This is a genomic window from Micromonospora sp. NPDC050784 (assembly GCF_044456765.1).
GTDB lineage: Bacteria > Actinomycetota > Actinomycetes > Mycobacteriales > Micromonosporaceae > Micromonospora > Micromonospora foliorum.
In genome coordinates, this window is record NZ_JBITGG010000009.1 from 201,962 (window position 1) to 225,306 (window position 23,345).

The 23,345-nt window shown below is 71.0% G+C and carries 19 protein-coding genes and 1 pseudogene; 11 read left to right on the top strand and 9 right to left on the bottom strand.

What is annotated here, in order from left to right:
• Positions 1–121: 121 nt before the first annotated feature.
• Both ACIBD9_RS15120 and ACIBD9_RS15125 read right to left on the bottom strand, forming a co-directional pair.
• A complete protein-coding gene (locus ACIBD9_RS15120) occupies positions 122–712 on the bottom strand; it encodes a WHG domain-containing protein (protein ID WP_396717903.1) in 591 nt (196 codons plus the stop codon).
• Positions 705–1,541, bottom strand: a complete 837-nt coding sequence (locus tag ACIBD9_RS15125; protein WP_396717905.1) for an alpha/beta fold hydrolase — start codon at positions 1,539–1,541, stop codon at positions 705–707. Before ACIBD9_RS15125 ends, ACIBD9_RS15120 begins: the two co-directional genes overlap by 8 nt.
• A 95-nt stretch (positions 1,542–1,636) precedes the next feature.
• Between ACIBD9_RS15125 and ACIBD9_RS15130 the strand changes: the two genes are divergently transcribed.
• Entirely contained in the window at positions 1,637–2,239 is a 603-nt protein-coding gene (locus ACIBD9_RS15130) for a class I SAM-dependent methyltransferase (protein WP_396717907.1), read from the top strand.
• A gap of 92 nt (positions 2,240–2,331) precedes the next feature.
• Here the strand turns inward: ACIBD9_RS15130 and wrbA are convergent, their stop codons facing one another.
• Positions 2,332–2,940: an NAD(P)H:quinone oxidoreductase gene (wrbA, locus tag ACIBD9_RS15135; RefSeq protein WP_396717910.1), complete on the bottom strand. Its 609-nt coding sequence runs from the start codon at positions 2,938–2,940 to the stop codon at positions 2,332–2,334.
• A 185-nt stretch (positions 2,941–3,125) separates the two neighbouring features.
• On the opposite strand from wrbA, the gene ACIBD9_RS15140 reads away from it, so the two are divergent.
• Entirely contained in the window at positions 3,126–5,954 is a 2,829-nt protein-coding gene (locus tag ACIBD9_RS15140) for a BTAD domain-containing putative transcriptional regulator (RefSeq protein ID WP_396717913.1), read from the top strand.
• Positions 5,955–6,023: 69 nt separating this feature from the next.
• The gene (locus ACIBD9_RS15145) at positions 6,024–7,592 is read left to right on the top strand and encodes an alpha/beta hydrolase (protein ID WP_396717916.1); all 1,569 of its coding nucleotides are present in this window, start codon (positions 6,024–6,026) and stop codon (positions 7,590–7,592) included.
• Positions 7,593–7,676: 84 nt separating this feature from the next.
• Here the strand turns inward: ACIBD9_RS15145 and ACIBD9_RS15150 are convergent, their stop codons facing one another.
• A complete protein-coding gene (locus ACIBD9_RS15150; RefSeq protein ID WP_396717918.1) occupies positions 7,677–8,009 on the bottom strand; it encodes a carboxymuconolactone decarboxylase family protein in 333 nt (110 codons plus the stop codon).
• A gap of 60 nt (positions 8,010–8,069) precedes the next feature.
• The gene (locus tag ACIBD9_RS15155; protein WP_396717920.1) at positions 8,070–8,462 is read right to left on the bottom strand and encodes a YybH family protein; all 393 of its coding nucleotides are present in this window, start codon (positions 8,460–8,462) and stop codon (positions 8,070–8,072) included.
• Positions 8,463–8,685: 223 nt separating this feature from the next.
• On the opposite strand from ACIBD9_RS15155, the gene ACIBD9_RS15160 reads away from it, so the two are divergent.
• On the top strand, positions 8,686–10,569 hold the full coding sequence (locus ACIBD9_RS15160; protein ID WP_396717923.1) for an alpha/beta hydrolase-fold protein: 1,884 nt from the start codon (positions 8,686–8,688) through the stop codon (positions 10,567–10,569).
• Between the two features lie 64 nt (positions 10,570–10,633).
• Here ACIBD9_RS15160 and ACIBD9_RS15165 read toward each other — a convergent pair whose 3' ends face one another.
• A complete protein-coding gene (locus tag ACIBD9_RS15165; protein ID WP_396717926.1) occupies positions 10,634–11,347 on the bottom strand; it encodes an alpha/beta fold hydrolase in 714 nt (237 codons plus the stop codon).
• Positions 11,348–11,457: 110 nt separating this feature from the next.
• Here ACIBD9_RS15165 and ACIBD9_RS15170 point away from each other — a divergent pair, with 110 nt between their 5' ends.
• From ACIBD9_RS15170 to ACIBD9_RS15180, 3 genes and pseudogenes are all read left to right on the top strand, one after another.
• Complete coding sequence (locus tag ACIBD9_RS15170; protein ID WP_396717929.1) at positions 11,458–11,607, top strand: hypothetical protein; 150 nt, start codon at positions 11,458–11,460, stop codon at positions 11,605–11,607.
• A 63-nt stretch (positions 11,608–11,670) separates the two neighbouring features.
• A pseudogene (locus tag ACIBD9_RS15175) lies at positions 11,671–12,879 on the top strand (MFS transporter); the annotation flags it as partial.
• A 1,058-nt stretch (positions 12,880–13,937) separates the two neighbouring features.
• Positions 13,938–14,222, top strand: coding sequence for a hypothetical protein (locus ACIBD9_RS15180; protein WP_396717931.1), 285 nt, complete (start codon positions 13,938–13,940; stop codon positions 14,220–14,222).
• Between the two features lie 105 nt (positions 14,223–14,327).
• On the opposite strand, the gene ACIBD9_RS15185 is transcribed toward ACIBD9_RS15180, so the two are convergent.
• Positions 14,328–15,338: a hypothetical protein gene (locus tag ACIBD9_RS15185; protein WP_396717933.1), complete on the bottom strand. Its 1,011-nt coding sequence runs from the start codon at positions 15,336–15,338 to the stop codon at positions 14,328–14,330.
• On the opposite strand from ACIBD9_RS15185, the gene ACIBD9_RS15190 reads away from it, so the two are divergent.
• Positions 15,337–15,468, top strand: a complete 132-nt coding sequence (locus ACIBD9_RS15190) for a hypothetical protein (RefSeq protein WP_396717935.1) — start codon at positions 15,337–15,339, stop codon at positions 15,466–15,468. The two genes, ACIBD9_RS15185 and ACIBD9_RS15190, sit on opposite strands and share 2 nt — an antisense overlap.
• 71 nt (positions 15,469–15,539) lie before the next feature.
• Here the strand turns inward: ACIBD9_RS15190 and murQ are convergent, their stop codons facing one another.
• A complete protein-coding gene (gene murQ / locus ACIBD9_RS15195) occupies positions 15,540–16,433 on the bottom strand; it encodes an N-acetylmuramic acid 6-phosphate etherase (protein WP_396717938.1) in 894 nt (297 codons plus the stop codon).
• A 252-nt stretch (positions 16,434–16,685) separates the two neighbouring features.
• On the opposite strand from murQ, the gene ACIBD9_RS15200 reads away from it, so the two are divergent.
• The 3 genes from ACIBD9_RS15200 to ACIBD9_RS15210 are packed head-to-tail and all read left to right on the top strand — an operon-like array spanning position 16,686 to position 22,358.
• Positions 16,686–18,251: a sodium:solute symporter gene (locus ACIBD9_RS15200; RefSeq protein ID WP_396717941.1), complete on the top strand. Its 1,566-nt coding sequence runs from the start codon at positions 16,686–16,688 to the stop codon at positions 18,249–18,251.
• 11 nt (positions 18,252–18,262) lie between these two features.
• Complete coding sequence (locus ACIBD9_RS15205) at positions 18,263–19,459, top strand: anhydro-N-acetylmuramic acid kinase (RefSeq protein ID WP_396717944.1); 1,197 nt, start codon at positions 18,263–18,265, stop codon at positions 19,457–19,459.
• A 25-nt stretch (positions 19,460–19,484) separates the two neighbouring features.
• A complete protein-coding gene (locus ACIBD9_RS15210; protein WP_396717946.1) occupies positions 19,485–22,358 on the top strand; it encodes an FAD-binding and (Fe-S)-binding domain-containing protein in 2,874 nt (957 codons plus the stop codon).
• Positions 22,359–22,416: 58 nt separating this feature from the next.
• Here the strand turns inward: ACIBD9_RS15210 and ACIBD9_RS15215 are convergent, their stop codons facing one another.
• Positions 22,417–23,340, bottom strand: a complete 924-nt coding sequence (locus tag ACIBD9_RS15215) for a peptidase inhibitor family I36 protein (protein WP_396717948.1) — start codon at positions 23,338–23,340, stop codon at positions 22,417–22,419.
• Positions 23,341–23,345 lie beyond the last annotated feature (5 nt).

Here is a 23,345-nt window from a genome sequence, read left to right on the forward strand (position 1 = left end):
TGCCTGCCCGTACCGGCCGGCCAACCCGGCGGTACGGGCGCCGCCGACTTCCCGCTCGCGTACGCCTCAGCCGCACAGCAGCACCATCGGTCGATGATGGAGTCGCAGGCGCGGCCCGGCCTCAGCGGGCGACGGCGCTGCCGCTGGTGGCGCCGGCGCGAAGGCCCTGATCGATGAATGTGATCAACCAGTTGAAGCTCTCGTCGACGGACGCGTCGATCTGGAACCCCCCGGCCGCCTCCAGGGTCGCGAACCCGTGCAGGACGCTGCGCAGCGTCCGCATGGCGTGGATCTCCTGGCCGGGGTCCAGCCCGTACCCGCTCAGCATGGCCGCCCAGGAGGCGAGCACCCGTTCGCTGGCCGGGATGAACGGATCGTCGGGGCCGGTCGGGCGGGTGGCGTTGGCGGCCGCGTACCGGCCGGGGTGTTCCCGCACGTAGGTCCGCATCGCCTGGGCGCCAGCGGCGAGGGCATCGCTGCCGGACCGGCCCTGGATGGCGTCGCGCATGGTGTCGCCGGCCTCGGTCATGGCCAGGATGGCGATCCGGTGCGCCAGGTCGGCCTGACTGGTGACGTGCTTGTAGAGCGAGGGGGTCTTGATCCCGAGCCGTTCGGCGAGCAGGCCCATGCTGAGGTTGTCGAAGCCGACCTCGTCGACAAGCGCGGCCGCGGCTTCGGTGACCGCCGCCGGGGTGAGCCGGGCCTTAGGCATGGGCCAGCGTCCGGGCGAGGAAGGGCAGGGCCAGGTCGAGCACCTCGTCGGGCGTCTGGACGTGCGGGTAGTGGCCCGCGCCGTCGATGACAGCCAGCTCGCCGAGCCCTCGGGGCAGGTCGGCGAGAATGCGCTCGCCCTCGGCCCGCGGGTCGGCCCAGTCGGGGTCGACGCTGCCCTGGATCACGAGGACCGGGCAGGTGACGTTGGGCAGTTGCCGACCGGCGTCTTCCGGGCTGGTCTTGGCCATGGCCTGGAGGACCTTCATCCGGCCGGGCTCACTCATCGTGGCCTCGATGCGCGCCAGCTCGCCGTGCCAGTCGGCGGGCTTTGCCGGGATCGCCAGGTCCAGGTACTTGCGCCAGTTCGCCAGGCTGCCCCGCACGAGTACCTGCGCCAGTTGGAGGTAGCCGGCCCGGAAGCGCTTCACCCGCACCAATCCGCCGAGGTCGAAGGACTGGGCGCGGGTGAACGGCGCCAGCTCGATGACGCCGGTGATCAGGTCGGGCGCGGTGGCGGCCGCGATGGTCGCCGCACCGCCGCTGATCGACTGGCCGATGATCACGGCCGGTCCACCGAGGTGGCGCACCACGGCGACGAGATCGCTCGCGATGTCGGTGCGGCTGTAGCCGTCCCAGCCCAGGCTGGAGTCGCCGCAGCCACGGATGTCGACGTTGGCGACCCGGTATCCGGCCGCGGCCAGGGCCGGAGCGACGAACCGGTAGGAGTGCCGGCTGTCGCCCATGCCGTGCGCCAGGACGACGAGTGGGCCCTGCCCGGTCACCTCGTACGCGATGGTGTTGCCGGCAATGTCCAGGTGTTCGATCATGACGTCCTCCACAGAAGCTAACGCGGTTAGCTAGAGGCTAATCGCGTTAGCCAGCGGGGTCAAGCGCCGGGCGTCGTGACCCGTATAGTGCCGCGATGGAAACGGACACGGTGCGGCAGGCTTACACGTCCGTCGCGGAGCTGTACATCGAGCTGTTCGGCACGAGCAAGCAGGTGGACACCGACGACCTCGACTTCATCAGGCGACACCTGGCGAGCCGGCCCGGCCGGGTCCTCGACCTGGGGTGCGGGCCTGGCCACCTCACCGGCTACCTTCGCGAGCTGGGCGTCGACGCGACGGGGATCGACCTGGTCCCCGAGTTCGTCGCGCACGCGCGGGCGGCCCACCCGGGCGTGGAGTTCCAGCTCGGTTCGATGGAACGCCTCGACGTCGCCGACGGCTCCATCGACGGCATCCTGGCCTGGTACTCGTTGATCCATCTTCCGCCGCAGGAGCTCGACGGCTTCCTCAGGGAGTTCCGGCGGGTGCTGGTCCCGGCCGGACGGTTGGTCCTGGGCGTCTTCGACGCCGAGGAGGTCGGCGCCTTCGACCACAAGGTCCTGACCGCCTACCGCTGGCCGGTCGACGAGATCTCCGAACGACTCGGCCGGGCCGGTTTCCGGGAGGCCGAACGACTGCGGCGGCCCGGCACCGACGAGCATCGGCCGCTTGCCGCCATCGCAGCGGTCGCGGTGTGAGCACGCCGAGGGCCGGTCCCCCGTCGCGGGAGACCGGCCCTCGCCCAACTGAGCACCCGCGTCGACGCGGGCCTCCGGTACGGCGGCAGCGCTCAGGCGCTGAGCTTCCCGGCGATCTTGACGACCCGCTCGGCCATGTGGTCGAGGGCAGCGAACTGCGCGTCACCCAGCGGGGCGTCGTTGCTTCCGCCGGTGACGTGCGAAACGCCGTACGGGTTGCCGTCGGTGAACTTCAGCGGGTCGGTGTAGCCCGGGGCGACAACCAGACCGCCGAAGTGGTGGACGGTGTTGTAGAGCGCGAGAAGGGTCGACTCCTGGCCGCCGTGCGCGGTCATGGACGCGGTGAAGCCCGCGTAGACCTTGTCGGCGAGCAGCCCCTGCGCCCACTGCGGGCCGAGGGTGTCGATGAACTGCTTGAGCTGGCTGGCGACGTTGCCGTAACGGGTGGGCGTGCCGAACAGCACCGCGTCCGCCCAGACGACGTCGTCAGCGGTCGCCTTCGGCTCGTTCTTCGTGGCGTCGAAGTGCTGGCTCCAGGCGGCGTTGGAGGCGATGGCCTCCGCCGGGGCGAGCTCCGGAACCTGACGCAGCCGCACCTCGGCGCCGGCCTTCTCGCCAGCCTCGGCGAGGCGCTTGGCCATCGCGTGGAGGGTACCGGTGGACGAGTAGTAGATGACGGAGAGCTTGGTCATCGGAGACATCCTTCCCAAAGTAGTTGTCGCTGGTAAATTTGCGGCCGCAACAATCTTGACTGTAGCAGCCACCCTCGCGGCACCCCAAGGTCCTGACCATGCCCACCTCCGTGACGGAGCACACCAGGAGACGGACGCGGGCTGCGGCCGTCCAGCCGATGAAGCGGGACGGTTCGGGCCCCTACGATGAGGCGATGGACCCCGCGGGCGCGCTGCCGGCGATGCGGTACCGCCTGCTCGGACCGGTCGAGGTGCGGTCGGCCTGCGGGAAACCGTTGGCCCTCGGCACGCCGATGCAGGTGCGCCTCCTGGCCGTCCTGATGTCGCAGCCCGGCACCGGGTGGTCCATCGACCAACTCGTCGACGAGCTGTGGCAGGGACGCCCACCGAAGACGGCAACCGGCAATGTGAAGACCTATGTCTGGGCATTGCGCCGGGCGATGCGTTCGCCGGGCTTCCCCGACCCCGCCATCGTCGCCGGGCCCACCGGCTACCGCCTCGCCGGCGACGGGCAATCGACGGACAGCGTGGCCTTCGACGACCTGGCCCAGCGCGGGTACTCCGCCCTGCGACAGGGGCACTGGTCAGCCGCCCAGGAGTCGTTCGAGGCCGCGTTGGCGCTCTGGCGTGGTGAGCCGTTCGCAGGCCTCCCCGGCTGGGGGGTGTTGCTTTCCGTCCGAACCCGGCTCCAGGAGCAGCGGTCGAATCTGGTGGAGGAGGTCGCGGACCTCAAGCTGCGCGCCGGACGGCATCACGAGCTGATCGAACCACTCCGAACCCAGGTCGACGATGATCCGCTGCGCGAGCGCCCATGGGGGCAACTGATGGTGGCCCTGGCGCGGGCGGGCCGGCGCGTCGACGCGCTGGCGACGTACCGGCAGCTCCGCCAACTGCTCGCCGACGAGGTGGGAGTCGAGCCCGGCCCCGATCTCCAACACCTGCACACCCGCATCCTGCGGGCGGAGCCGGAGCTGTTGACATCCGATCCGCGGCCACCGGAGAGCTGCCCGCCACGGGTCGTCCCCCGGCAGCTGCCGGCCCCACCGACGGTGTTCACCGGCCGGGCCGGGGAACTGGCCCGGCTCACCACGCTGCTGCTCGGTGACCCCGGATCGACCGGCACCGTCGTCATCACCGGTACGGGCGGCGTCGGGAAGAGCTGGCTGGCGCTGCGCTGGGCGCACGACAACCTGCATTACTTCCCCGACGGGCAGCTCCACGTCGACCTGGGTGGATTCGGCACCGCGACACAGGAGGCCTCACCCTCGGCCGTCGTCGTCCGCTCGCTCCTGCCCGCGCTGGGTGTGAAACCACTGGAGATACCCGCCGAGCCGGCGGCCCAGTTCGCCCTGTACCGCAGCCTGACCGCGGACCGACGGCTGCTCGTACTGCTCGACAACGCCCGCGACGCCGAACAGGTGCGGCCACTGCTCCCGGGGTCGACCCGCTGCGGTGTGCTCGTGACGAGTCGCCACACCCTGCCCGGCCTGGTCGCCGCCGAGGGCGCCCAGCCCCTCGCACTGGACCTGCCCAGCGACGGTGAGGCGCGTCAGCTGCTCGTACGCCGACTGGGTGCGCAGCGAGCCGCCGCCGAGCCGGCGGCGGTGGACGAGCTGATCAGACGTACCGCGCGCTTGCCCCTGGCCCTGTCCATCGTGGCCGCGCGAGCCGCCGCCCGGCCCACGTTTCCGCTCCAGGCCATCGCCGACGACCTGGCGGCGAGTCGGGGCGGGCTCGCCGCCCTGGCCACCGACGATGCCGCCACCGACGTGCGGACCGTGCTCTCCTGGTCGTACCGCCTGCTCAGCGCGGAGGCGGCCCGACTGTTCCGGCAGATCAGCCTGCACCCCGTCGGGGACGTCAGCACGGCGGCGGCGGCCAGCCTCGCCGGGGCACCGCCGCACCTGATCCGGCCGGCGCTCGACGAGTTGACCCGGGCGAACCTCTTGGCCGAGTGGTCCCCCAACCGCTTCCGTTGTCACGACCTGCTCCGCGCCTACGGGGAGGAGCTGACGTACGCCGTTGACCCTCCGGCCGACCGTAGCGCCGTCCGGGGGCGCGTGCTCGACCACTACCTGGGTGTGGCCCGGGACGCGGCGAGGCTGGTCGACGCCGGTTGGCAGCCGGTCGATCCGCCGCCCCTGCCCGCCGACGCGTCACCGCCGGCGTTCGCCGACCACCGGGCCGCGCTGGCCTGGTTCACCACCGAACAGCGGGTGCTGCTGGCCGCCGTCGACGACGCGGTGGCGCACAGCTTCGACGCCCACGCCGGGCAACTCGCCCAGGCCCTCACTCCCCTGCTCAGCCGGCTGTCGCAGTGGCACGACCTGGCCGCCGTACAGGCCATCGCGGTCACGGTCGCGCAACGCCGCAATGACCCACGGGGCGAGGCGCTGGCCCACCGGGACCTGGCGCTGGCCCACATCCAGCACCGCCGGTTCGGTGCGGCCCACCATCACCTTCGGCGCGCGCTGGCCCGGTACGACCAGGCCGGCGACCTCATGGGAAAGGCCAGCGCACACCTGCACCTCGCCTGGCTGTCCGACATCGAGGGCGACGCCGGGGCGGCACTGCCGCACGCCAGGGAGGCGCTGGCGCTGGCCAGCAGCACCGACGACCGGCTCGGCGAGGCGGCAGCGCTCAACGCGCTCGGCTGGAGCCACGCCCGGCTGGACGAGCACGACCGCGCCATCGCCTACTGCGAGCAGGCGCTCGCGCTCTACGAGAAGGCCGAGGACCGGCTCGGCGCCGCCCACACCTGGGACAGCCTCGGATTCGCCTATCACGGCCTCGGGATACACCCGACCGCGGCAGACTGCTACCGGCGCGCCCTGGCGCTCTATTCCGACGTCCAGGACCCTTGCGGAAGGGCGGACACACTCGTCCGCCTCGGCGACACCCATCAGGCGGTGGGCGACCACGACACCTCGGTCGACCTGTGGCGACAGGCGTTGGCGATCCTCGACGGGGTCGGTCATCCGCAGGCCACGGTGCTGTCCGAGCGGCTTGAGGCGTACCGATGAAAGCCCCGCGCCGACCGTCCCCGGACCGGCATGGATCCGACGTGGACCGGGCGTCGGCAGGCTGGACGAATGTTGACCACGAAGAGAACCACCTTCAGGCATCCCAGCCGGGTTGACCGTCGACGCCGACGGCTCCTCGGTAGCCTCACGGCCGTCGTCGCGGTCCTCGTCGCCCTGTCGCTCAACGCCCCACCGTCGCTCGCGGGCACCACGCCGCCCAAGGCCGGCGGCAACGGGCCGGTCACCGTGAACACCACCGGCGGGTGGAACGGTCGGATCGACTGGCAGGCGTGCTCGGAACGGCCCGACGACCCGGGCACGCGTTGCGGCACCCTGCGCCTGCCGGTCGACTGGGCCCGACCGGGCGGGGAGACCTTCCAACTGGCGCTGGCCCGACGCACCGCCACCGACCCGGCCGCCCGCATCGGTGCCCTGGTCTACAACCCCGGCGGTCCCGGAATGTCCGGGGTGGACGTGGTGCTGACGGCGGACAGCCAGCTCGGGCCGGACGTGCTGCGCCGCTTCGACATCGTCGGCTTCGATCCCCGGGGCACGGTCCGCAGCACACCGGTGCGCTGCTCATCGGCGTTGCTGGCCCGGCATCCCGCCCTGGCACCCGCCAACGCCGCAGAGTACGAACGACTCCGCACCTACAACCGCCAGCTGCGCGACGACTGCCGCGCGCAGAGTGGGAAGTTGTTCGACCACCTCGACAGTGTGAGCGTCGCGCGTGACACGGACGCCATCCGGGCGGCGCTCGGTGAGCGGCAGCTCAGCTTCTACCAGTGGTCCTACGGCACGCTGATCGGGCAGTCCTACGCCGAACTGTTCCCTGACCGCGTCCGCGCGTTGGTCATGGACAGCGTGATGGACCACAGCCAGGGGGTCAGGGAGTACTTCCGCAGCGGGGCGGCCAGTAACGAGGCCCTGTTCCACGAGTTCGTGAGCTGGTGCGAGCGCACCCCCAGCTGCGCGCTGCACGGTCGGGACGTCCCGGCGCTCTTCGACCGACTGATGCGCCGTGCCGATGCCGGCACGCTTGTCGACGCGGGTACGGGCGCCACGCTGACCTGGTTCGAGCTCGGGTTCGCGACCTTCGTCAACTTCTTCGACGCGACCTGGGCCGATCTCGCGAACATGCTGCTCGCGCTGGAGCGGGGCGAGCCCGCAGCGCTCGCGTCCCCGATGGTGCCGGCCGACGGCGACAAGGACCTGACCGAGTACGCGCTACCGGCGTTCTGCCAGGACTGGTCGCTGCCGGTCGACGGGTTCGACGAGTGGAACCGGTATCTCGAACTGTCCCGCGCCGCGGCGCCGCACCTGCGGGCCTCCCCGTTGGCCGTCCGCTTCGCCGCCATCTGCCTAGGCTGGACGGCGAACAACCCGCAACATGAGCTACGGGTACGGACGAGCGCGCCGCTGCTGGTGCTCAACGGGCGGTACGACCCCGCCACCCCGTACGACGGGGCGCAGCGGGTGGTGCGCCAACTCGGCAGCCGGGGCCACCTCCTCACCTACGAGGGGTCGGGCCACGCCAGCTACCCACGGAACGAGTGCACCCGTCGTCAGGTGGAGCGGTACCTCATCACCAGAGCCACCCCGCCGGCCGGCGCGAGCTGCCCGGCCGCCCCGGTCTGACGCGTCGACAGCGTCACGGCGACGCCCCAGCTCGCGCTAGGTAGTGCTGGGGCGCCGCCGCTCGGTTGACGGTGCATAAGTGGGTCAGTCGTCCTTGTCGGCGAAGACCTGCTTGGCCACTGTCATCGCGGACACCGCCCTGGGCCAGCCGCTGTAGAAGGCCAGGTGGGTGATCGCCTCGATCAGCTCGGCCTCGGTGAGACCGTTGCGCTTGGCATAGGCGAGGTGGAACGCGAGCTGTTCGGTGTTGCCGCTACTCGTCAGGGCGGCGACGGTGACCAGGCTCCGGTCCCGCTTCGTCAGCTCGGCGCGTTCCCAGACCTGCCCGAACAACACGTTGTCCGTGTAGTCGACCAGAGCGGGCGCGAAGTCGCCGAACATCTTCTGCGCGTTGGATGGTTCCTTCTTCTCGGCCATGGGTCCTCCTCGGCGGGTCAACCGGAGCGGTACGGCGGTCTTGTCGGCGGGTTCCTCGGGTCACGATCCGTCGGGCGGGTCGGCCGGCTGTTGTCCCGGCCAGAACGGCCACTCCTCGAATGAGCGGCACCGTCCGTCCTCGGCGAACCGCATGACCCACAGGTCGCGGTACTCCTGGTCGACGGGGTCGCCGTAGCGGACCTCCTGGCGTGACACGGCTGTGTCGCCCTCGACCGCGACGATCTCCGTGGTCATCCGAAACACCTCGTCGGGGCCCTTGCGCTGCTTCTCCCACATCCGGGCGATGGCCGGCAGGCCGACGACGGGCGTCCAGTACGGCCCCTGCTGGTAGCTCGCCTCCTCGGTGAAGAGAGTGACCAGCCCGTCCGTGCCCGGCGTCCGCCAAAGCCGCTCGTAGGTGGCGAGCCACTCCTCGACGTACTTCCTGTCCATGGCCATCACCTTGCCATCCGAGCGGCACCCAGCTGGGAAAACCCGCAGGCCGCGGGTGGCGAACCCGTCATGGCACGGGCCAGCCTCGGCCCTCGACACCCTTGACATCGAAAGGTGTAGCCAGCCACACTCCCGATGCTAATTCGATTTAGCTGCCATCGGAGCCCTCAACTCCACCACCGGACCACCGCGACGAGCGACCACCACAAAGGAGTCTTCGCGCATGAGGGAAACGACCGGAAGACGCAGGCTCCGGCTTGCGATCTCGATTCTCGCGCTCACGGCACTCGGCGCGGGGGCCCTCGTCCCCGCGCCGGCTGCCGCCGCCGGCAGACCCGCACTCGTACCGGGTGCGACGGTCAAGGCGGACCGCAATTCACCAACGGGTTACACCGTCACGTTCGTCTACCGCAATCCCCACGCCACCCAGGTCCGCCTCGCCGGGGACCTGACCCTGCTCGACGTCGACACCGGCACCACGCGCTACCAGCCGGAGGAGTGGCAACCGGGGCGCTACCACGCCGGCGGCACCGAGTTTCTGCGCGACATGACCAGGGACCCGAAGGGGAACTGGTCGGTCTCGGTCCCGCTGCACGCCGGAGGGCTCAGCTACTGGTACCGGGTCTGGGACCCGAGCCAGGGCTGGGAGAACAAGCGCATCTGGGACCCCGCCTCGACGAACCCTCGGCCGCCGGGCGAGTCCTCGTTCCGAGTCAGGAACAACGACGTGCTCGATGCCGTGTACGTGCCGTACGCCAAGAAGCAGAACGACCCGGTGCTGAAGGAGCGTGCGGACTACGAGTTGCCGATGGCCGACCGCGCGAAGCGAGGAACCGTCCAGTACGTCCCGTACACCACCATCCTGGGCGACAGCGGCCACTACCTCGGCGTCTACCTGCCGGCCAACTACGACGCCAACCGGGCTGAGCCGTACAAGGTCGCGTACCTCGCCCACGGCATCTTCGGCGACGAGACCGACTTCATGGTCCCCGCGAACGTCCCGAACATCCTGGACAACATGACGGCCAGGGGCGAGATCGAGCCGACGGTGGTCGTCACCATGGGCAACCACTTCACCGGCACCAGCCTCGGCTTCGCGTCCTACAACCAGACCAACGCGGCCAACAATCTGGTCCAGACGATCCTTCCCCTCATCGAACGCAGCTACAACGTCTCGACCGAGCGCTCCGGGCGCGCCTACGCCGGGTTCTCCTACGGCGGGATGACGGGCGGCGTCGTCATCAAGAACTACCCGACCACCTTCGCGTTCTACGGACACTTCTCCGGCAATCCGTCCCTCACCAGCCAGGACTACGACACCATCGCGAACGCGGTCGGGGACGACGACCTCTCCGTCTTCCTCGGCAATGGCGTCTTCGAGGGCAACCTCAACACCCAGAACGCCATCGCGGACAACTTCCGGGCCCGGGGATACGCCGCCGCGACGACCCAGGTCCCCGGCGCGCACGACGGAATGACGGCGGGTCAGCTGTTCACGATCTTCGCCCGGGACTACCTGTGGTCGGGGGTCGACTCCGTGTCGGTGACGCCCGCGACGGTGAACCTGACGAAGGGTTGGAAGTGGGCCAGGCAGTTCACCGCCCAGGTGACGACCAACGAGGGTGTGAGGCCGGCGGTGACGTGGTCGGTCCAGGGAGCCACATCCACGGATACCACCATCTCCGCGGAGGGTCTGCTGTCGGTCGCCGCCACGGAGATGGCGTCGTCGCTGACCGTCGTGGCGACGTCGGTGGTCGACCCGACCAAGTCACGCTCGGCCCAGGTCACCCTGACGCCTCCGGGCCCGGCACGAGTCGCGGTGAAGGCGAAGGCCACGCCCGCCTCGGTCGTCCGCGGTGGCACGTTCACGCTGACCGTCGACGTACGGACACAGTCTCCGCACCACAAGGCTCCGAAGGTGACCGGCGAGGTCGCCGTCACCTTCGGCGGCACCACCCAGGTGGTTCCGCTCCGTGGTGGCGCGGCAGTCGTCGAACTGCCGACCGGCGGCCTGCCCGCCGGGGTGTACCCGGTGCACGTCGCCTACTCGGGTGACCCGGTCCACGCCCCCACCGCAGCGGTCCACCAGCAGCTGCGGGTTCGCTAGTCAGCCCAGGGTGGGCCGGCGACCTCCGCGTCGTCGGCCCACCGCCAGCTGTCCGTCCGGACCGTCAGCTCACGCCCCGAACCGCCTCGATGATCGTCTCGGCGACCTCGCCCGGCCGGGCCACCGCCATCGCGTGCGAGCCGCCGACGACCTCGCGCTGCCCCCGGGGGTTGGCCCGCTCGGCCATGAAGCGGTGCACCTCGGCGGGAATGTTCTTGTCAGCGTCCCCGAACACGAACCAGCTGGGCAGCGATCGCCACGCGGGATCGCCGGTGAGCTTGCCACCCAGGCCCTCTTCGGTGATCGGCCGCTGGGTCCGCGCCATCAGCACGGCCACGTCGTCCGACGAGTCCGCGCAGAACTGCGCGTGGTACTGGTCCTGGCCGATCGCCAACTCGTTCCCACCGGTCGACACCGGGTACTGCACGAGCGTGTCGGCGAGGGTGCTGCCGGGAAACTTCGCGGACAGCGTCATCGCCGACTCGTCGGTGTCCGGGGCGAAGGCGTTGACGTACACGAGGGCCCGCACCGAGGTGTCGCCGGCCGCGGCCTGGGTGATCACCATACCGCCGTACGAGTGGCCGACGAGGAGGACCGGACCGCCGATCCCGCGCACCACGTCCCGCACGTACGCGGCGTCGCCTGCGACGCTCCGCAGCGGGTTCGCGACGGCCACCGAGTCGTACGCGGCGCCCAGCCGCTCGAGCACTCCGTTCCAGCTCGCCGACTCGGCGAACGCGCCGTGCACGAGCACGATGGTGGGCTGTGGATCAGGCATGACAGGTGCCCCCTCACTACGTAAAGCTGTTCACCGCCGGTCGCACTGGTACGCCTGGATACCCGTTACGCGAGTGTGAAACGTCCGGTCCCGATGGCCAGGAGGCGGCGATGGCTACGACGACGCTGGCCGAGGCGACGGCCGAACTGGAAGGGCTGGAGGACCCGAAGGCACGGGAGGTGAACGTCAGACACGGTGACGATCATGGTGTGCACCTCGGCGCGCTTCGGACGCTCGAGATGGTGCGCCGAGCGCGATAGGCAGCGGGTTCCGGGTCGCGACCGCGTCAGCGGGGTCGACGCCGTCTCCCGTGCGCCCCTATAGTGAGTTCCATTACGGGACTTACTACTTTCTGGCGGTGGTGGGTCGTCGGCACGACCAGCCAACTAGGCTCGGCGGTCGGTGCCGTGGCGCTACCGCTGACCGCGCTGACCGTGCTCGACGCGACGGCCTTCGAGATGGGCCTGATCACGGCGGCGGGCTATCTGGCGTACCTTCTGATCAGCCTGCCGGCGGGGGTGATCGTGCAGCGCGTGCCGCTGCGCGGCATGCAGGTCGCCCTGGATCTGGCCCGGGCCCTCGCCATCGCGTCGGTCCCGCTGGCCTGGTGGTTCGACATGCTGACGGTGGCCCAGCTGATCGCGGTCGCCCTGGTGGTGAGCTTCGCCAACGTGCTGTTCGACGTGGCGAACCAGACCTTCCTGCCGGAGATCGTGCCCGCCGCGCAGTTGCAGGCCCGCAACAGCCTCACCTCCGGCACGCACGCCGCCACCGCGCTGGGCGGGCCATCCCTGGGCGGTCTCGCGGTGCAGCTGCTGGGTGCGGTGCCGACGCTGTTCGTGGACGCCGTCAGCTACCTGCTCTCCGCGGTGTTGCTGCGCACCCTGCCGGCCCGGCGGGTGCAGCGACCGGCCGAGCGGCCACCGATGGTCACGATGATCCGTGAGGGCTGGCACTTCGTGCTCCGACACCCGATCATCGGACCGGCCATGTGGGACGCCACCGCGACGAACTTCGTCAACGGCGCCATGCTGGCCCTGTTCCCGTTCTATCTGGTGCGCGAGCTGCACGCCTCACCGTTCATGGTCGGGCTGCTGCTCGCCGCCGACGGCCTCGGCACGCTCATCGGCGCCGCGCTGACGACCCGGTTCACCAATCGTTTCGGCACCGCCCGCGGCCTGATCATCTCGGCCTTCGTTGGCGTGGTCGGCGCGCTCATCATCCCGCTGGGCACCGGCACCACCGCATTCCTGGCCTTCGCCGTCGGGAACCTCATCTTCGCGAGCTCCACAGTGGTGCTCAGCGTGACCACCCGCACGTACCGGATGCTCGCCAGCCCGCCGGAACTGCTGTCCCGGGTGATCGCCACGGTCAAGTTCGTCTCCTGGGGTGCCATCCCGGTCGGCGGCCTGCTCGCCGGCATCCTGGCCGGGCCACTCGGTGCCCGCACCACCCTGCTGATCTTCGGGGCGCTCACCGTGCTGTCCCCGATCATCTACCTGTCGACGCCGATCCGCCGGCTGCGTGACCTGCCGCTCGACGCCCCGCCGAGGCCCGGGTGTGAACCGGTCAGGTGCATCTTCGGTCGGTCCACATCGCTCACCCGAGATATCGACACAAGGTGTAGCCCTCGGTTCGCCGGGGCAAGAACCCGCGCATGGAGGCGACGGCAGGGCGCGAGGGGCAGCTGCTCGGCCGGCGGCACCGGACCGGTGACTCGGATCGGGCCGGGTTGGCGACACCGCTGCCGGCGGCCTCCGTCTGATGCGGCTGAGGCACAGCCTCCCCCCGGTGGCCTTCGGAGCGGTGGCCCTCGGCGCGGCCCTGGGTGCCAACCCCGCCCACGCCGACACCCCGGCGCCGCCGCGTCTCCCGCTGGAGGTCGCCACCTCGCCGAAGGCCATCAAGGTTTCGGTGGACGACGTCGCCGAGGTGCAGCTGCGTGTCCCGCTGCCCCTGCCGACCGCGGTCGTCCCCCTGCCCCTACCGTCGACGGACCCGGTGCCCCTGCCGTCGGCCGTTCCGGTGCCCCTGCCGTCGGCCGTTCCGGTGCCCCTGCCGTCGGCCGTTCCGGTGCCGACACTTCCGGCCAAGCCCGTCACCACCGCGCCAAGTCGGCCGGGCCGCGCACCGTCGTCGTCGGCGCGGGCCACACCGGCACCATCCGCCTCGGCTTCGCCGGCCGTACGCGTTGCCTCGCCACCGTCGCCAGCACCGTCGACGCCCGCCCCGGTGACGGTGCGCCGGAGCGGCGCCCACAGCACGTCCGACGGCCGGACGTCGAAGCAGGCGCGGGCGACGCTGGCGACCGTCACCGGAGAGCGGCCCACCCCGCCCGCCCATCCCGCACCGGGGCCACCGGCGTTCGTGCTGGCGCTGGCGTCCGCACCGACAGGCGCCGGCACCGGAGGCGCTGATCCACCCACGTCAACAGCCGAAGCTCCGCCGCCCACCTCGCCGCTGCGCCCGGGGCTCACCGTCACCGCCATGGACATGCGCGCTACCAGCCGTCCCGTGGAACGGGGCCCTCCCCCGCCCCGACAACTCCTGATCACCCACTCGCGTCCACGACGTTGATCAGGAGAGGTTCATGGAAATCGCCGTTATTTGGATCCCCGCCGACATCGAGCCGTCGGAGCCCGCCGTCGCGAGGTGTCTCAGCCACCTTCGCCGACACTCCTACCGATTCGCAGGAATCATGCGGGCTTCGTGGGAGACCGTCGAGCAGATGATGATCGACGGGGAGGTGGATGTGGTCGTCATCGCCAACTTCGACCACCTCCCGCCGGATCGGTCCCCCCGGATCGAGTTGGCCAGCTCCCCCGGCGTCGAGACGGACGAGGACAGAACGGTTCCCTACCCACAGCTCTACTGACACCACGAAGCGCCCCATCCGCTATGGACGGGGCGCTTCGTCGATCTGGCTTCTCGACCCAGGCACCCTGCTGATCAACGCGACGCCGTGGACGACGGCAGAAGGCTACTTCGACGTGATGCCGTCGTACGGGTCCCAGTGCGCGACGTAACGCAGAAGTGAACGGGCCAGGTCCTGGTTGGCCGCCGCCCATCTGGTGTCGAAGAGGAACCACTGGTCGAACCCGAAGAAGTCATCGATGTATCGAGCGACCTGCACCATGTGCGGGTCGATCTGGATCAGCGACCCGACGGACGGCGCCGGGGTCATCATCTCCAGCGTCTCCCGGTGGATCTCGTCGTGCGCGAACACCCGGTCGAGGTTAGCGGGCGACGGGTCGTATCCGGGCAGCCGGGCGTAGCGCGCCAGCGCCACGCCGATGTCCTCCTCACCGGGCGCGATGAGGGCCCGCAGCAGCCGGGCGTCGGGCGGCCAGAGCCGGGTGTCGGGCGCGTCGACGGCCTGAAGACCAGCGGCGAAGCCCGGCAGGGTGAGGCCGGGGAAGACGAGGGCGCCAGCCAGGTCCAGGTTCGTGTCCGTGTCGGACGGATCCCAGCACAGTCGGACCGAGAAGACGGCCTCCGCACCGGACGGAGCGATGCGGACGGTACGGACCGGCGCGCCATGCTCGAAGACCGCACCGGGCGCGGCGGCGTCGGCGGGCAGCGGCCAGGTGTCGTGCAACAGGAACGCGAGCCGGTGAGGCGACGCGGCGGCGGCGTCCTCGTCGACGAAGTAGTAGGCCAGATCCACCTCGTCGTCGTCGGTCCGCACACGCAGGGCGTGCTCACCGAGCCGGATGAACGTGCCGTCGTCGTCGCCCTCCACCCAGAGGTGCTCGTTCAGCAGGTCGCGCAGCTCGTCAACCGTCCCCGGCGGTGGCAGGTGCCGCTCCCGGGCCTCCTCGAAGATCGAGTCCAAGCCGTAGACGTCCTCGCCCAGCTCGCTTTCGATCCATTCTCGTGGGTCGTCGCGACCCCAGCCGCGACGGAACCAGTCGAGCACGGTGGTGTCGGGCACGGTGACCACCCGCTTGCTGAACGGCGATTCCTCGCGCCAGCGGCAGACGAAGTACATGCGGGGCACTCTAGGCGAGCTGACCGACAGCGAGATCCGTGCCGACAGCACGGCGATCGCCACCGGCAGGAGCCGCGGCGCCATCGACCGCATCGAGGCGGGAACCTTCGCGTTCGACCTGGAGGACTGACCCGAGCCGGGCAACGAGCTACCGCTCACCCTCGCCCCGACCCGGTCACGACGCCCCGGCGAACCCCTGTCTCAGGCCGCGACGGCCGCCCGGACGTCGTCGTCGGCGGCGCGCAGCCGGGCCGCGGCCTCCTCGGCGGTGCAGTTCGCCAGCAGCAGCACGATGGCCGTCTTGGCGTGCCCGTGCGCCGCCGCGAGCGCCCGCGCGGCCGTGTCGAGGTCGGTGTCGGCAGCCTCGGCGACGATCCGACGCGCCCGGTCGACGAGCTTCTCGTTGGTGGCGTTCATGTCCACCATCAGATTGCCGTAGACCTTGCCGAGCCGGGCCATCGTGGCGGTGGAGAGCATGTTGCAGACCAGCTTCTCGGCGGTGCCGGCCTTGAGCCGGGTGGAGCCGGTGAGCACCTCGGGGCCGGTGGGCACCTCGATGGCGACGTCGGCGTGCCGGCTGACCACCGCGTCGGTGTTGCAGGCCACCGAGACGGTCGCCGCGCCGGTCGCGCGGGCGTGATCCAACCCACCGACCACGTACGGGGTACGGCCGCTGGCGGCGAGCCCGACCACCGTGTCGCGGGCGGTGAGGCCGACCGCGTCGAGGTCGGCGACGGCGCGGGTCGGGTCGTCCTCCGCGCCCTCGACGGCGACGCCGAAGGCTCGTGCCCCGCCGGCGAGCAGGCCGACGACCCGGTCGGGCGTCGTACCGAAGGTGGGTGGGATCTCGACGGCGTCGAGCATGCCGATCCGGCCGCTGGTGCCCGCGCCGAGGTAGATCAGCCGTCCGCCCTGGCGGAGCGACGCCACGATGACGTCGACGGCGGCGGCGATGTCCGGCACGGCCCGGCGGACGGCGTCGGCGACCGTCTGGTCCTCGTCGTTCATCGCGAGAAGCAACTCGGTGGGAGACATCCGGTCGAGGTCGCTGGTCTTGTCGTTGCGGGTCTCGGTGCCGAGGGTGCTGAGGTCCACGGGGTGCTCGTTCCTCTCGCTGGTGTGCAGTCGCCGGCCGGCGGGGAGAGGTCTCCGGTCGCCTGCGACGGCTCGCCGTCGAGCGCGTCTTCGCGACCCGCCGCCGCGGCCAGGCCGAGGCGCAGCTGCGAACAGTCCCCGTATCAGCAGGCTGAAACCACAGCGTAACCAGCCCGGACGGGCGGTGGCAAAAAGTTTCGCGTTAGGGTGGGTCAACGTCACTTATTGACAACCGCTGGTTGGGAGCGAGCCGTGCGTCAACTCGACCTCGTCGTGATCGTGCTGTACCTCGTGGTGATCGCCTTCGTCGGACTACGCCTGTCCGGTAAACAGAAGTCCGCCAAGGACTACTTCGTGGGCGAGGGTCGACTGCCCTGGTGGACCGTCTCGTTCTCCGTGGTCGCCACTGAGACCAGCGTCCTCACCGTGATCAGTGTTCCCGGCGGCGCCTACAGCGGGCAGGGCTTCGGCAACGTCGAGCTGGCCCTGGGCTACGTCATCGGTCGGGTCGTCGTGGCCGCGGTGCTCATCCCCCTCTACAAGCGGGGTGGGTTCGTCAGCGCCTACCAGTACCTCGGTGAGCGGTTTGGCCTGAAACTCCAGGGTCTGGCGTCGGTCACCTTCGTCTTCACCCGCCTGCTCGCCGAGGGCGTACGACTGTTCGCCTCGGCCATCCCCATCAAGCTTCTCCTCGACGAGTTCGGGCTGAATGTCGGCTATCAGGCCATCATCATCGTTCTGACACTCATCACGGTGGTCTACACCTACCTCGGTGGCATCAAGGCGGTCATCTGGACCGACGCCATCCAGATGGGGCTGTACCTGGGCGGGGCGATCCTGGCCATCGCGGTGCTGAGCCACGCCGTCGGCTTCGACGGCTACTCGCAGGCACTGGACGCCGGCAAGTTCCAGCTCTTCGACACCAACTTCACGCTCGCGCACGTGCTCACCAGCCCGTTCGCCCTGCCGACCGCGATCATCGGCGGCGCGATCTTCGCGATGGCCAGCCACGGGTCGGACCAGCTGATCGTCCAGCGCATCCTGTCCACCCGCACGCTGCGCGAGGGGCAGAAGGCGATGATCTCCTCGGGCATCTTCGTGGTGATCCAGTTCGCGGCGTTCTCCCTGGTCGGGGCGCTGCTGTGGTCGTACAACAAGGGTCAGACCTTCAAGGAACTCGGCCTGGCGAGCAGCGACAACCTCTACCCGAGCTTCATCCTGCACGCCCTGCCGGTGGGCATCTCGGGTCTGCTGGTGGCCGGCATCCTCGGCGCCGCGATGGGTTCGCTGTCCTCGGCGCTGAACTCGATGTCGAACTCCACCGTCGCCGACTTCATCCACAGCTTCTTCCGCACGGTCCCGTCCGACGACGCGATGCTCCGGCTCGCCCGGGTGATGACCCTGGTCTGGGCGGTGCTGATGGCGGTCTTCGCCTGCGCGTTCAGCTCCAGCACCGGAAACGTCTACCTGACCGGTTTGACCATCGCCGGCTACACCTACGGGGCGCTGCTCGGGGCCTTCCTGCTCGGCCGTCTCGTCAAGCGGGCCAACCAGGTCGACGCGGTGATCGCCTTCCTGGTCACCGTGGCGGTGATGACCTACATCGTCCGCTACGTCAAGATCGATGTGACGACGGCCGGGACCACCACCGCCACGGCCATCGCCGCCCAGTGGCTGGTCCCGATCGGCGTCCTGATCACCCTGGTCGTCGGCGCGGTGTCCAGCCGGTTCCACCCGGCCCCGGAGACGCCGTACGACCATGGACGTAGCGACGAGGTCGACGACGACGCGACGGCGGCGCCCGCCGGCCGGGCGTGAAGGAGGACGTGATGCGCGTGATCGGCCTGATGTCCGGAACCTCCTACGACGGCATCGAAGCCGCCGCGGCCGAGTTCGAGCTGAGCGGCGACACCCTGCGGATGCGACCGCTGGGTCGGCTCAGCCACCCGTACTCCGACGAGTTGCGCACGCGGATCGCCGCGGCCCTGCCGCCCGCGCCGACCACCACCGAGGCGATCTGCGTGCTGGACACCGGCATCGGTCAGGCCTTCGCCGAGGCCGGCGTGCGGGCCCTCGCCGAGCTGTGCGACGGCCACGCCGACCTGGTTGTCTCGCACGGGCAGACCATGCACCACTGGGTCGAGGCTGGCACCGTTCGGGGCACTCTCCAGCTGGGTCAGCCGGCCTGGATCGCGGAGGCCACCGGCCGTCCGGTCGTGTCCGACCTGCGCAGCCGCGACGTCGCCGCCGGCGGCCAGGGCGCTCCCCTGGTCGCCCTCTTCGACGCGCTGCTGCTGGGCGGTCTGCCCGGCGTTCCGGCCGCGCTGAACCTGGGCGGCATCGCCAACATCACCGTCGTCGCGCCGGACGCGGACCCGCTCGCCTTCGACACCGGGCCGGCGAACGCGCTTCTCGACGCCGCCGCGCGTCACTTCAGCGGAGGCACCGAGGAGTACGACCGGGACGGGCGCGGGGCGGCCGCCGGGCAGGTGAACCCGGAGCTGCTGCGGCGGCTGCTCGACGAGCCGTACTACGGGCTGCCCGGCCCGAAGAGCACCGGTAAGGAGCTGTTCCACCTTCCCTACCTGCTGGCCGCCCTCGCCGACGCGCCCACGCCGGACCCGCAGGACGTGTTGGCCACGCTCACCCGGCTGACGGCGGTCACGGTGGCCGGCGCCTGCCGGGACCACGGCGTCACCCGACTCGTCGTCTCCGGCGGTGGCGCGCACAACCCGACGCTGATGCGCATGATCGCCGAGGAGCTACCGGGTGTCGACCTGTCCTCCAGCGACGAGCTGGGCGTGGCGTCGGACGCCAAGGAGGCGCTGGCCTTCGCGCTGCTGGGTTACCTGACCGTGCACGGGCTGCCGGGCACCCTGCGCTCGGGCACCGGCGCGCGGCACGCCTCGGTGCTCGGCAGCATCACCCCCGGCCGCCAGCCGCTGCGGCTGCCGGCACCGGCCGACACCACGCCCCGCCGGCTGCATATCGCCGATCGTGCCGCCGTGCCGCCGGTGGCCGGCTGACCACGCTCCCCGGGAGGATCCGCCGATGAGACCCGTCGTACCCGTGCCGCCGCCGACCGCGGCCGGCGCTCGCGCCCGCGCGGTCGCCGAGCTGCTGCGCTCGCGCCTGGATGATCCGAGCCGGGCCAGCGCCGAGCTGCCCCGGAGGCTGGCGGCGGCACACGACGCCTCGCCGTACCTTTTCGAGCCGCAGGCCGTGGTCCGCGCCGCCTCGGCGGCCGAGGTGGGTGCGTTGATGGCCGGCGCCCGGGAGGCCGGGGTGCCGCTGACCCTGCGCGGCGGCGGCACCAGCCTCGCCGGGCAGGCCGGCGGTGCGGGCGTGCTTGTCGACGTGCGCACCGACTGGCGGCACGCCGAGGTCCTCGACGACGGCCGCCGCATCCGGCTTCAGCCGGGCCTGACGATCCGGCAGGCCAACGCCCGGCTGGCCCGCTACCGACGCCGGCTCGGCCCGGACCCGGCCAGCGAGGCCGCCTGCACGGTCGGTGGCATGGTGGCCAACAACTCCAGCGGGATGACCTGCGGCACCACCGACAACGCGTACCGCACCATGGAGTCGCTGCGCTTCGTGCTCCCGTCCGGCACCGTCGTCGACTCCGGCGCCCGCAACGCCGACGACCGGCTGCGGGTCGACGAGCCCGAGCTGCACGCCGGGCTGCTGCGGCTGCGCGACCGGGTGCGCGCGACGCCGGGGCCGCGCGCCACCATCGAGCGGCTGTTCGCGATGAAGAACACCATGGGGTACGGGCTGAACTCGCTGCTCGACCACAGCAGCCCGGTCGAGATGCTCGCCCACCTGATGATCGGCAGCGAGGGCACCCTCGGCTTCGTGGCCGAGGCCGTCTTCCGTACCGTCGAGATCCACGACCACGCCGCCACCGGCCTGCTGATCCTGCCCGGTCTCACCGACGCCACCGACGCGCTGCCGGCCCTGCTCGCCGCCGGCGCCCGTACCGCCGAACTGCTCGACGCGGCCGCGCTGCGGGTCAGCCAGCGCGACCCGGGTGCGAGCCCGACCCTGCGCGGGTTGACGGTCACCGGCCACGCCGCGCTGTTGGTGGAGTTCGCCGAGGACAGCGCGGAGCAGTTGGCCGCGACGCTTGCCGACGCCCGGCCCGTGCTCGACCGGCTGCCGGCCGTCACCGGCACCGAGCTGACCCGCGACCCGCGCGAACGGGCCAACCTCTGGCACCTGCGCAAGGGCCTCTACACCGCCGTCGCCGGGGCTCGCCCGCCCGGCACCACGGCCCTGCTGGAGGACGTCGCGGTGCCGATGCCGCGCCTGACCGGCACCTGCGACGGGCTGATCCGCCTGTTCGACAGGCACGGCTACCCGGACGCGGTGATCTTCGGACACGCCCGCGACGGCAACCTGCACTTCATGCTGACCCAGTCCTTCGACACCCCGGCCGAGATCGACCGCTACGCCCGGTTCACCGACGACATGGTCGACCTCGTGCTGGCCGAGGGGGGAACACTCAAGGCGGAGCACGGCACCGGTCGGGCCATGGCCCCCTTCGTCCGCCGGCAGTACGGCGACGAGCTGTACGACGTCATGCGCGAGCTCAAGCGGTTGTGCGACCCGAGCGGCCTGCTCAACCCCGGTGTGCTGCTCAACGACGACCCGACCGTGCACCTGCGGCAGCTCAAGGCCGTCCCGACGGTCGACCCCGAGCTGGACGCCTGCGTCGAGTGTGGCTACTGCGAACCGGTCTGCCCCACCGCCGACGTGACAACCACCCCGCGGCAGCGCATCGTCCTGCAACGGCAGATCGCCCTCGCCACGGCCGCCGGCGACGAGGAGCGCCGCCGGGAGCTGACCGCCGACTACGCGTACGCCGCGGTGGACAGCTGCGCCGCGGACAGCCTCTGCGTCACCGCCTGCCCCGTTGGCATCGACACCGGGGCGGCGATGAAACGGCTACGCGCCGAGCGGCACACCCCTCGCGCCCAGCGCACCGCCCGCACCGCAGCACGGCACTGGCAGGCCGCCGTGACGGGCGTCCGGGTGGGACTGACCGCCGTGCACGCCGTACCGACGCCGGTGACCCGCGCCGCGACCAAGGCGATCCGTGGGCTCGGCGCCACCGAACTCGTGCCGCTGTGGAGCGACGACATGCCGCGCGCCGGCGCGCCCCGACCCACCCCCCGCAGCGCGCCGGACGCCCAGGCGGTGTTCTTCGCGGCCTGCGTCGGCAGCCTCTTCGCGTCGGAGGACGGCTCGTCCGGCGGTTCGGCGGCGGCCTTCCTGCGCCTCTGCGAACTGGCGGGGGTGCCGCTCGTCGTACCGACCGGCACGGCGGGCCTGTGCTGCGGAACGCCGTGGCAGTCCAAGGGCTACCCCGCCGGTCACCGCGAGATGGCCGAGCGGACCCTGGCCGCGCTCTGGGCGGCCAGCGACGAGGGTCGCCTGCCCATCGTGTGCGACGCGTCATCCTGCACGCACGGGCTCACGCAGCTGACCGCCGCGCTGGCCGAGGAGGACCGGGCACGGTACGGCGCGCTGCGCTTCGTCGACAGCGTGACCTTCACCGCCGAGCACCTGCTGCCGGCGCTGCCGCAGCCCCGGCGACTGGGCTCGCTGGCCCTGCACCCCACCTGCTCCACCGTGCACCTGGGCGGCATCGACGACCTGCGCGCGGTGGCCGGGGCGGTCGCCGACACGGTCACCGTGCCGGACAGTTGGGGGTGCTGCGCCTTCGCCGGTGACCGAGGGCTGCTGCACCCCGAGGTCACGGCCGGCGCCACCGCCGCGCAGGCCGCCGAGATCAACGAGCGCGACCACGACGCGTACGCCTCCTGCAACCGCACCTGCGAGATGGGCATGAGTCGGGCCACCGGCCAGCCGTACCGGCACGTCCTTGAGGTGCTCGTCGAGGCGGTCGAGCCGGCGGCGTAGCCGACGAACGCGCCGCCCGCCGCAGAGCTGCGGCGGGCGGCGCGGTGGGTGCCTTACCTCAGGAGAGCGCGATGTCGCGGTAGTAGTAGCGCAGAATCGCCTGGTAGTTCTTGCCCTCGTTGGCGAGATCGCGCGAACCGTACTGCGACAGCCAGTCACCGTCCACCCAGCCACCGCACGCGGTCGTCGTCGCGCAGTAGTGCGCCCGCAGGATGTTGCCGCTCCGGGTCATCCGGGCCGACCACGTCCGGTCCACCGCGGCGGACGTGGACGAGACTGCCGACGACGGCCGGTAGACCTGGTCGCCGGTGTCGTCCCGAACGTCGTAGCACTGTCCGCCGGACGTCTTGCGGGTCGAGTGCAGCGCCCAGTACCACCCGTAGCTCTTGACCGCCATCGCACCGGCATCCAGCGAGGCGGCCGGCCAGCTCGTGATCCACTCGTTCGGGAGGACGTTCTTGACGTACGTCTTGAAGTCGACCCGGTCGACGCGCCCGAGACTGACCCGGTAGACGAGGATGGTGCTCGGCAGCTTGCTGTTGGTGCCGTCGGTACTACAACCCGTCGGCCCGCTCAGCAACTCGTGCGAGGCGTTGTTGTTCTTCAGCGTGGTGTTGAGGTTGCCCTTCGCCCCGGCCGCGAAGTCCTGGGTCGCGCCGGCGAAGTTGCTGTTGAAGTAGACGCGCACCGTCTTGCCGGTCCGGTTCCACACCGACGCGGCGTTGTTCTTCACGCACAGGCCCTTGCCGCTGCCCGCGCCCTTGAAGTCGTAGCAGGTCGGTTGGGTCGTACCGTAGTCGTCAAGTGAGTCGGTGAAGTCCGAGACCGAGCCGGCCTGGTTGCTGTTGTAGTAGTAGCAGAACTCGCCGCTGTCGCAGGTTCCGTCCCGTTCCGCCGCCGCTGCCGGCGAGGCAACACTCAGGATGGAGGTGGACATGGCGAGGACGGCGCCGACGACGGCGAGGCCCTTGCGGATATTCATGGCGT